Source organism: Scopulibacillus darangshiensis, assembly GCF_004341035.1.
GTDB classification, from domain to species: Bacteria; Bacillota; Bacilli; order Bacillales; family Sporolactobacillaceae; genus Scopulibacillus; species Scopulibacillus darangshiensis.
Genome location: NZ_SLXK01000017.1, coordinates 73,076 through 82,941, shown reverse-complemented (window position 1 = coordinate 82,941; position 9,866 = coordinate 73,076). Strand labels below are relative to the sequence as shown.

Genomic DNA, 9,866 nt, shown 5'->3' with positions numbered 1-9,866 from the left:
ATCACCGGCTACTATGATTATAAGCGGGCAGAAGAAGGCATTGATCCTGTGACGGGAGAAAAGCTCTCTACCGCAGAGCGCATCACCGCCGGAGCCTGGGCAGCGGCAGGGTTCATCCCTATTGTCGGCTGGGTCGGCAGAATCGCCAAAGGCGGCAAAGCCGTATATAAAATAGGCAAAGGTATGAATGCCATACATCACACCTTAGATGCCTATAAGACAACTAAGTCCCTTGATTATTTGCGCAAATCCGAAAAGGGCATCTACGGCCTCCTAACCGCCACCGGCCTAAGCGAAGCCGTTACCGGCAGGGATATGTTCGGCAATGAACTGACTGACGAAGAGCGTAAACAAAGCCTGACATCCGGTCTGCTCGCCTTTATGACAGGCGGCGCAGCCCACGCCATAGACAAAGGCCATCTCAAGCTTCCTTATAGTCAAAAGTATGTTAAGGGGCAACTGGCCAAGGCCCAGGCAACCATGAAAGGCATGAGCCGGAAAATCGGCAAGGTTGAAATCCCTGTTCCTGTTCGCGGTCCAAGATTAGCTGCCGCGGGTCCAGACTTAGGCGGTTTCGGGTTAAATATGGAGAATCGCAGGCTGGGGGATGTTTGGCAGAATATTACGGCTAATCGTGAAGTTCATGGGAATCATGGTTACGGCAGGTTGGGAAATGGCCCTAGAATAGTGAGGGTTACAGCTGATTCAATTCGTCGAAACATTGACAATTCTTTTCTTGATAAAATGGAGACTGCAGGGGGACATACTCTAGAGAGGCATGTTGCAAAAACCAATGAGGAATTAATTAAACGTGCAATTAAGGAAAATGTTGAAGCAGCTACTACATTTACTGATAAAAGCACCGCTATAAAAGCCACACAGGAAAATTTACGAAAAAATGCAAGGAATATAAGTGAGTGGCTGAATAATTCCGAGACCGGTAGAAAAGTATTCGATATGACACATAGCAATTCAATTGGAAAAGGAGTTCTTTCGGATAAAAAACATGTCTTAAAAAATCTTACTAAATCAAGAATTGTACTTGTAAGGGATTCTACACAGGATTTAGGCTTTAGAATAGTGACAAGTTTTCCAATACCTAAATAAAGTGGTGAGTATTAATGAACGAGAACGACTATAAAACTTTCAAGTATTTTCTTGAATCTTACTTTAATGTAAGTGCAAATTACAATGAATTGGAGCAATTAATTCAAGAATTTAACACAATTGAAAATAGTAAGTACCGTGAAAGTTTTAAAAATGAACTGGAACAAATGTTAGAGGAAAAGGATTGGGACTCTATTAAAGAAATAGTTAAGGTCTATGGGATGCGAAATATGAGTCATGACAAACTGATTATGCTAGTAAAGAAAATTTTAAAAAATATAAATTAAATAGAACGGTTTTTACATTAAAGGTATCAATAAAATTTAAAAGAGGGATCTAGGTATTGTAAGGGCTGGAGATGCTGTTTAGTTGTTAATCATACTTAAAAATACCTAACAAAACAATTAATAATTTAGACAAGGTATAATCCATCAGCAGAATAATGGTATTTGTAAGTATGTGGATCACTACCTAAAGAACAACATTTAACCCTCAGAAGAGAATTTATATTTCTCTTCTGAGGTTTTTTTATGACAAAGTGCTGAATTAACTGTTTATAATTCTGGGAATAGGCGAAGTGTTTGTAGGACTTGAATTGGGTCAAATCAATAAATTGAAAAATTTAATTGCTGAATCACGATAAAACTGTTATTCAAGTTATAGTTTTATCCCTTTTCACCTGGAGAAAGGGAACCAAGCTATGCCTAACAATACAACAATTGTCGTATAAAAGGTAGAGTAACATGCTTATTTAAGTAATCGTTTTTTTAACCAATGATTTAACAAATGAAGAAAAGAAAAACTTTATAGAATCAAATGCAGAAATTCACTTCCCTTCTATGGCATTAACTCCTCTCAATGGATTGAAGCGTAGTGGAGCAATTAAAAAGAGGCGGTAAAAGTTGCAGTGGTGCCAGCTAAGACATATTCAAGAAAAAAGTACCCTAAAATAAAGCTTTTAAAAATCCCCAAAAAAGGGCTCTCCATAGGCGAGAGCCCTTTTGCCTTGTTTTTGCAACACGGATCAAAGACCAATAACTTGTGACATAATCCAAGCAGAACCATAGTAAATCATAAATTGCGCCCCCGAGCCGACCCCAAGAATTCGATTTAGCAATCCTCCGACTGAAGCAACTGTAAAGGTAACTAATATCCCTGTTATTTGTCCTTCATAATAGGCAATAACACAAACGATTGCGATGAACATACCAATAATAGCTTCTTGGCTAATATATTTCATTATAAAAACGGTAGCCTTACGTGAGTAATTCATTACAAACGGGTAGGCAATCACGGCGCCGACTATCAGGCCAATTGCACCAAAGATAAGAAAATCCCATGATGACATAAGGTGGTGAAGGTTTTCTTTAACTGAAAAAACTGGAGGAGCATTAAATAACGGAGCTGCCGGCCCTAATGCCATTGGGCTTAATGGAATTCCGAAAGCAACTAAAGGAATGATCGTTTCAGCTATATAGGTAGACTCTGTGACGCCATTCATAACTGAAAGAGTAGTCGTTGATCTTTTATAAAGGCCGCGAATTCGGGAACCTACGAGTTCGCCCATTAGTGCAGTCATTCCCGTCGGGCTAAAAGTAAAGGTAAAAGAGGTTATAAAAGCTGACCCGGAAGTAAACCATTTTTGTGACCGGGTTAGAATACGTAACGGATTAGGAAAATAACCGGACCAAGACTTAATTTCAGGTGCAAGATTATATTCTTGAGGTTCAGAGCGAATGACATCCTTCCGTGCACTGGAGGACAGAGCAATTAAAATATCTGAAAACATTGGTCCAATGGCGATTCCTAGAAAAAAGCTAATGGCTAAATGTTTTTCAAGAACCTCAAAGCTTACTAAATTTAATCCTTGGATAAAAAGGGCAAAAGGAATAACTAAAAGGATGCTTACCCATTTTCCTTTGGAGAAATAGGCAATGACCAAAGATGCAACGGCGAAGATGACACCTGTATATGCTTTAAAAAAGTCGGAGAATTCACCGAGAAATTGGGCAAATACCAGCGCGACAGGAAAGGCTATAAAGGCTCCAATAATACCTCCTGATATCATTTTTCGTAAGGCAATATGAGGGACACCCAACTTTCGTAATGTTTCTGTATGGTCAAGTAAAGGTACCATCATTGTATCTCCCGGGATACCCATAAGTGCGGTGGGAGCAGCATGTGTTAAATGCTTAGATATTATAGCAGCCATGAAAAACGAAAATACTGCAACAGGGGGCGCACCCAGAAGAATAACCAATAGAGTAAATGGCACCATGGTAGCGGTTTCATCGGATCCTGATACAAGCCCAATAAGAGAAAATAATACTCCGCCAACGATAGCTAACAAAATTGAAATTAAAAGTGTACTCATATTTTATTGTCTTCCTCTTTTGGAATGAAAATATCTTTAATTTTTAAGTCTTCCATTTCTTTTCTAATCATAGGGTCCCTTTTTATGACCTCATACTCTTCATTAAGGTCAACCTGTAAACTTTTTAAAAGCCCTTCACTGTCCATGTCATTAATCTGGGATTCTGTTAATATTCTTTTAGGACGAAAAAGGAGGGCACAAAGAATTAAGGCAACCACACATCCAACGATTCCGAGCAATAAGGAATAAGAATCGACCATTTTCTGTTCGGCAATAGCAGGGAAGATACGTTTCCCTGCCAGAAAGCCCCCCAGTCCAAGTGCAGTACTTATTAAAATGGAAAAAAGGGCGTGTGCTGGGGATACAGTGTCTCCCAATATTTCCACATAATAATTTGATTGATTAGTATTGCTAACCGGAGATGTTTCAGCTTTAGATACTTCACTCAATCTTTTCACTCTCCTTGCATAATAGTGTTTTTTATTTCAAGAATACGGTCGTATCGTACATCTTTTTCACGCACTGCTTGTTGCACAATATCATCTATTATGCTATCTTCTGCACCCGCCATTGTTGCCAAGTTACGTGCATGCAAAGCCATATGGCCTTTTTGAATCCCTTCTGTTGATAAAGCTTTTAGACCAGCAAAGTTTTGTGCTAATCCTGTAGCGGCAATTACCCCTGAAAGCTCTTCAGCTGTATGAACATTTAAAATCTTGAGTGCTAAAGAGGCAATAGGGTTTGATTTGGTTCCGCCTCCAATAGTTCCTACAGCCATGGGGATTTCCATTGACCCAACCAAATCACCTTCTTTATTCGCTTCCCAGTGTGACAATGAACGATAACGGCCTGTTCTAGCGGCATAGGCATGTGCTCCTGCCTCAATGGCTCTAGTATCATTACCCGTAGCGAGGACGACAGCCGAAATGCCATTCATAATTCCCTTGTTGTGTGTAGCTGCACGGTACGGGTCAACCTCAGCCAATTCATATGCACTGATTATGTTATTGACAACGTCTGGTCCTCCGACAGTTTCCTTTTTAAAAAGGGCTCTCACTCTAACTAATCGTTTATCAGCCAAGTTTGAAATAATGCGAAGATTAACCTTGCCTTTTGTAATTGATTCAATCATAGGAGCTAATGATTCTGCCATAGTATTGACAGCGTTAGCGCCCATTGCATCTTTTGTATCAACTAAAAGATGTAAAATAACCATGGGCTTTCCGGAGCTTTGAATGACATTAACCTCTATATCTTTAGCTCCTCCGCCAAGTGAAACTAATGTTGGATCCTTTTCATTACAAAACTCAAGAATTTTAGTTTTATTCTCATAGATGCAAGTCATTGCGTGAAAAGGATCCGGTACATTTAAAACCTGGATTTGTCCGCGCATGATGGAACTAGATTGAGAAGTGACAAATCCTCCTGTATTGTGTGCCAATTTAGCGGCATGACTTGCTGCGGCAACAACTGAAGGCTCCTCTGTAGCCATTGGAACGAAGGTATCTTTTCCATTGATTTTAAAATTTACAGCGATCCCTAAAGGAATAGGGATAAATCCAATGGCGTTTTCAATCATCCGATCCGCAATTTTAACGGATAAAGGTGATAAACCCGACAGTAATTTCTTTTCATCCTGATTTAAACTTGAAACATCAGCAATTAAATCAAGACGTTCATTGGGAGCTAAATTATAAAATCCAGGAATACGAGTGGTGCTTGTCATAGCATTCATCCTTTATTTTTAATTTTGTGTCTGAATTAAAATAGTAAGTATTTTTGCCTTTTCTTCATTTGCAGGGAGGAAGATATGTGGTTTTCCTCCCTTGAAGTAAGCGCTGTCATCCCTTTCTAATAAAAAAGAAGAACCATCATAATTTAAGTTGATTTTTCCTTCCAAAATATAAATGAATTCATTTTCTTTATGTGTAAAAGGTTCGGTTCTTTCTAGGTCCGGGTCAATCGTAACAATGGTAGGTTCTATAGGGCTGAATCGGGAGAAGTTTGCTAAAGTTTCGTAGGAGTATCCTATTTCATCGCTGCTGCCTCTGATGACTCGTTTGTTAGATGGAACAATAACTAAATTTTTTTCCTCCTTTTCCTCTAAGAACCAAGATAAAGGCAGGTCTAGATTTTCTGCAATTTTTGATAAGGTGGCAAGTGCTACAGAGATATGGCCGTTCTCAATTTTTGATAACAGACTCTTGGTAAACCCACATTTGTCTGATAACTCCTGTTGTGTTAATTCTTTATTCAATCTAGCTTGGCGCACCCGGCTTCCAATTAATGAAAAGTCGATAAAAGATTCCCCCTTTATTGTCTGTTTCCTATAATTCAACAACGTTGAATGAACATCTTGAGTTGATATTATAGGTTTAAAAGGTATTTGTCAATATATTTAGATTACTCTTTAGGCGAAATTGTAAACGGATCGCTTCGTTTACAATATTGTAACAGTTAATACCATTTCAAATGGACGTAATATTCCATCACAATTTTGTGAAAAGCGGTTTGCAAAATCTGGAGTCAATCATTGTCGTCATTAAACCGCTTTCATACTACAATTTAATCAAGGGGTGAAAGGGGATGCTTGATCAAAGACCATTATCATTATTAGGGATAATTGCAAGACATCGTCGTGTTACAATCAAACAATTAATTGACCGGACTAATCTTACAAGACGTCAAGTTGAATATGACTTGCAAAAGGTCAATGATTGGTTAACCAGTTACGGGTGTGAACCAATTGTTAACAAACGGGCAGTAGGTCTAGTTATCTCTAAAAAAGTGCAAGAACTTGCTCATAAGAAAGTCCATTTATCGAAAAAGGGATTTCCTGCGCTTACCGAGGAAGTAAGAACCTTATGTATCCCCTTATATATCTTTATACGAAAGGAGGAGTTATCGCTTTTTCATCTGACTTCCTTCATACAAATGAGTAAAAATACTGTGATTCAGGATATCAAAAATATCAATGAGTTTGCCAGTGTATTTAACATTTCAATTAAATACAACAGACATAATGGATATTTTATCGAAGGGATTGAGGCGAATAAAAGAGCATTCATCATGAAATGTATTTGTTTAATTCTAAAGCAGCAAAATGGAAAAGAATTAATTCAAAGACTTTTGGAGTGTAATGGTAAATATTTATACGACACATTTTATAAGTGTATCAAGCTAGCGGCTAGGAAGTTCCAGCTATCGTTTGTCGACCAAAAAATAGAAGAGCTATCTTGCTTTTTGAATGTCTTACATGAGCATATTCATATTTACCAATCCGGGGATTTGGTACCTAAAGGAAAGGATAAGTTTAAAAATAAAAAGGAATTTAAAGCGGCTGAATACCTCATACAGCAGCTCGATTTCCAACATAATGAGGATGAAATATGCTATTTAACAGCACATCTTTTAGGACTATCACTTGGAAATATTGATGAACAAACAGACGATAATAAAGTATTCAAATCAATGGTTGAGAAAATTGTTTTGGAATTTGAAAAAAGAGCATGCATTAGTTTTGATCACCCTGAAATGGTGATGGCGACGCTATATAAGCATTTAAGGCCCGCTTACTATCGCCTGCTATTCCGAATTCCAATTACGAACCCTTTATTAGAACAAGTAAAAACAGAATATTACGATCTATTTGTGATCGTAAGGGGGATATTAAAACCATTTGAATCAATGTTAGGCTCAGAAGTTCCCGAGGATGAAATAGGCTACATTACCATCCATTTTGGTGCATTGTTAAAAAACACCCATACGACAAGAATACAACGAAAGAAAGCTGTCATTGTCTGTCCTAATGGTGTCGGCAGCTCTATTATGTTAAAGGAAGAGCTAATTGAACTTTTCCCTGAACTATCTTTTATAAGTCTTTTGTCCATGGATGAATTTCAGAATAAAGAAGTTCCAAACCATGACTTAGTCTTTTCAACGATATTTTTTAAGACAAATAAACCATTATTTGTTGTTAATCCAATTATGAGTACTCTAGAGAAAGCCAATACGGTAAAAGAAGTTTATTCAGTCATCCATGGTATCTACACCTTGCGTCCGAACCAAGATCAGCTAATTAAAATCATTCGAGAGTTTGCGGAAATAAGGAATGAATCGGGGCTTAAAAAGGCATTAAATAAACTTTTAGAAGGGGAAACAATTGACACAGATGGGAGGTCAAAGCCTGTGCTAAGTGATTTAATAACAGAAGAAACAGTAACCTTAATTAACGCCGTTAACAATTGGGAGGAAGCCATTAAATTATCTGCAGAGCCTTTGTTAATTAATGACTTTATCTCACATGAATATATTCAGGCCATGATTGATAATGTGAAAAAATTTGGCCCATACATTATTGTAGCCCCAGAAATAGCGCTTCCCCATGCTCGCCCCGAATGTGGTGTAAAGCAAATTGGCATGAGTCTATTAAGAATAAATGAGAGCGTTGACATTTTAAATGATAAAAAGAATAAAGTAAGGCTGTTAATTTGTATAGCTGCAATAGATAATTCGACCCATTTAAAAGCACTAGCTCAATTGACGAAAGTTCTTTCAGACAAAAGTAACCGGGAAAGACTTTTAAGCCTTAATTCAAAAGACCAAATTATAGATTATATTTATACAGTTTCACAATAAGAGGAGGAAAAAATATGAAACTTTTAGTAGTTTGCGGTTCAGGTTTAGGAAGCAGCTTTATGGTTGAAATGAATATTAACGACATTTTAAAGGAATTTAATGTGGAAAATATTGAAGTTAATCATACTGACCTTGGCTCAGCAACAAGCGATATGGCGGATGTCTTTATAGCTGGGCGAGATATGGAAGAAGGCATTTCTAGTTTGGGGAAAACAGTCATTTTGGATAATATCCTTGATAAGGAAGAATTAAAAGCTAGACTTGAGAGTCTTCTAAAAGAAAAACAAATCATATAAATTGAGGAGTGGTTAGCAAAATGAATAGCTTTTTGCATATCTTAGTTGATATTTTAAGCCAGCCCGCTGTTCTTGTTGCTATTATCGCTTTGGTTGGACTAATTATTCAAAGAAAACATGCAAGTGATGTTATCAAAGGAACAACAAAAACTTTTCTTGGTTTTATTGTGTTAAGTGCGGGAGCTAAGGTAGTTACTGAATCTCTTACACCGTTTGGTGAGATGTTTAAACATGGATTTGGCGTCAGTGGTGTTGTCCCTAACAACGAAGCGATTATTTCAATTGCTATTGCCAAGTTTGGTGCCTCTGCCGCACTTATTATGTTTTTCGGCATGATTGCCAATATTCTTATTGCCCGGTTTACTAATCTGAAGCACATCTTTTTAACTGGCCACCACACATTTTATATGGCTTGTTTCCTTGCTATCATTCTAAGGGTTGCTGGAATGAACGGCATTCTTTTAATTGCCATTGGATCAGTTGCTTTGGGTTTCATTATGGTGATCTTGCCCGGATTGGCCCAACCGACAATGCGAAAGATCCTTAAAAATGATCAGATTGGTCTTGGCCATTTTGGTACGGTAAGTTATGTGATCTCAGCTGGGATCGGTAAAGCCGTAGGAAAAGGTTCGAAGTCTACTGAAGACATTAAATTTCCAAAAGGCCTTGGCTTCCTGCGCGATAGTTCTGTAAGTATCGCTTTAACCATGACTATCATCTACATTATTACTGCATTTTTTGCTGGTCAACAATATATTGAAAAAAGTTTAAGCCATGGCACTAATTTTATTGTGTTTGCTCTGACAATGGGTGTGACATTCGCGGCTGGTGTATTTATTATTCTATCAGGCGTCCGTCTTATTCTTGCTGAAATCATTCCAGCATTTAAAGGAATCTCTGAAAAGCTTGTTCCGAATTCAAAGCCTGCTTTGGACTGCCCAATTGTTTTTCCAAGCTCCCCAAACGCTGTCCTCATAGGATTCTTTTGCAGCTTCATAGGCGGTATCGTTGGTATGCTCATCCTCATTTTTACAGGCGGTGTCATCATATTACCTGGTGTTGTCCCTCACTTCTTCTTAGGAGCAACAGCAGGTGTGTTCGGAAATGCGACTGGAGGCGTTCGCGGTGCGACCATCGGCTCTTTCGTTAACGGCCTTATCATCACGTTCCTCCCTGTCCTTTTCATGCCCCTGCTAGGGAATTTAGGGAACGCAAGCACCACTTTCTCTGATACGGACTTTCTAGTAGTAGGCATCTTCTTAGGCAATATTGCTAAATATTTAGGTGCAGCAGGTGTTACCGTGACCATTGTTTTAGTTGCAGCTATTGCTATAATCATCAAATATTTAATGAACAACAAAAGGAAACCGATTAACCAAGATGCTACTGCGGATGCTACAACAAATGCTAAATAACTTTTCATAAAGGATTATTCGATATTGGTACTCAAT

9 protein-coding genes are annotated in these 9,866 nt (G+C 38.1%); 5 read left to right on the top strand and 4 right to left on the bottom strand.

The genetic code is table 11. The features are described from left to right. Together EV207_RS12560 and EV207_RS12555 are read left to right on the top strand one after the other, a co-directional pair. The coding region (locus tag EV207_RS12560; protein WP_243647052.1) for an RNase A-like domain-containing protein at nucleotides 1–1,107 on the top strand (1,107 nt) is incomplete at its 5' end. A 14-nt stretch (nucleotides 1,108–1,121) separates the two neighbouring features. Then, nucleotides 1,122–1,394 carry a hypothetical protein gene (locus EV207_RS12555; protein ID WP_132746500.1) on the top strand — a complete coding sequence of 91 codons (273 nt, stop codon included), beginning with the start codon at nucleotides 1,122–1,124 and terminating at the stop codon, nucleotides 1,392–1,394. A gap of 737 nt (nucleotides 1,395–2,131) precedes the next feature. Here the strand turns inward: EV207_RS12555 and EV207_RS12550 are convergent. The 4 genes from EV207_RS12550 to EV207_RS12535 are packed head-to-tail and all read right to left on the bottom strand — an operon-like array spanning nucleotide 2,132 to nucleotide 5,753. Next, complete coding sequence (locus EV207_RS12550; RefSeq protein WP_132746499.1) at nucleotides 2,132–3,481, bottom strand: tripartite tricarboxylate transporter permease; 1,350 nt, start codon at nucleotides 3,479–3,481, stop codon at nucleotides 2,132–2,134. Then, entirely contained in the window at nucleotides 3,478–3,930 is a 453-nt protein-coding gene (locus tag EV207_RS12545) for a hypothetical protein (protein ID WP_132746498.1), read from the bottom strand. Before EV207_RS12545 ends, EV207_RS12550 begins: the two co-directional genes overlap by 4 nt. 5 nt (nucleotides 3,931–3,935) lie before the next feature. Then, nucleotides 3,936–5,207: a hydroxymethylglutaryl-CoA reductase, degradative gene (locus tag EV207_RS12540; RefSeq protein WP_132746497.1), complete on the bottom strand. Its 1,272-nt coding sequence runs from the start codon at nucleotides 5,205–5,207 to the stop codon at nucleotides 3,936–3,938. Nucleotides 5,208–5,225: 18 nt separating this feature from the next. Then, nucleotides 5,226–5,753, bottom strand: a complete 528-nt coding sequence (locus EV207_RS12535) for a helix-turn-helix domain-containing protein (protein ID WP_279389192.1) — start codon at nucleotides 5,751–5,753, stop codon at nucleotides 5,226–5,228. Nucleotides 5,754–6,067: 314 nt separating this feature from the next. Here EV207_RS12535 and EV207_RS12530 point away from each other — a divergent pair, with 314 nt between their 5' ends. Genes EV207_RS12530 through EV207_RS12520 form a run of 3 tightly spaced genes read left to right on the top strand, consistent with a single transcriptional unit; the run spans nucleotide 6,068 to nucleotide 9,830 of the window. Continuing rightward, nucleotides 6,068–8,119: a BglG family transcription antiterminator gene (locus EV207_RS12530; RefSeq protein WP_132746496.1), complete on the top strand. Its 2,052-nt coding sequence runs from the start codon at nucleotides 6,068–6,070 to the stop codon at nucleotides 8,117–8,119. A gap of 14 nt (nucleotides 8,120–8,133) precedes the next feature. Next, on the top strand, nucleotides 8,134–8,415 hold the full coding sequence (locus tag EV207_RS12525; protein WP_132746495.1) for a PTS sugar transporter subunit IIB: 282 nt from the start codon (nucleotides 8,134–8,136) through the stop codon (nucleotides 8,413–8,415). A gap of 20 nt (nucleotides 8,416–8,435) precedes the next feature. Then, nucleotides 8,436–9,830, top strand: coding sequence for a PTS ascorbate transporter subunit IIC (locus EV207_RS12520; protein WP_132746494.1), 1,395 nt, complete (start codon nucleotides 8,436–8,438; stop codon nucleotides 9,828–9,830). Nucleotides 9,831–9,866: the final 36 nt, after the last annotated feature.

Bases quoted from the DNA above. Each gene is read 5' to 3' on its own strand.
- EV207_RS12525 (WP_132746495.1), top strand. From the start codon at position 8,134: ATGAAACTTTTAGTAGTTTGCGGTTCAGGTTTAGGAAGCAGCTTTATG.
- EV207_RS12550 (WP_132746499.1), bottom strand. From the start codon at position 3,481: ATGAGTACACTTTTAATTTCAATTTTGTTAGCTATCGTTGGCGGAGTA.
- EV207_RS12530 (WP_132746496.1), top strand. From the start codon at position 6,068: ATGCTTGATCAAAGACCATTATCATTATTAGGGATAATTGCAAGACAT.
- EV207_RS12520 (WP_132746494.1), top strand. From the start codon at position 8,436: ATGAATAGCTTTTTGCATATCTTAGTTGATATTTTAAGCCAGCCCGCT.
- EV207_RS12555 (WP_132746500.1), top strand. From the start codon at position 1,122: ATGAACGAGAACGACTATAAAACTTTCAAGTATTTTCTTGAATCTTAC.
- EV207_RS12540 (WP_132746497.1), bottom strand. From the start codon at position 5,207: ATGACAAGCACCACTCGTATTCCTGGATTTTATAATTTAGCTCCCAAT.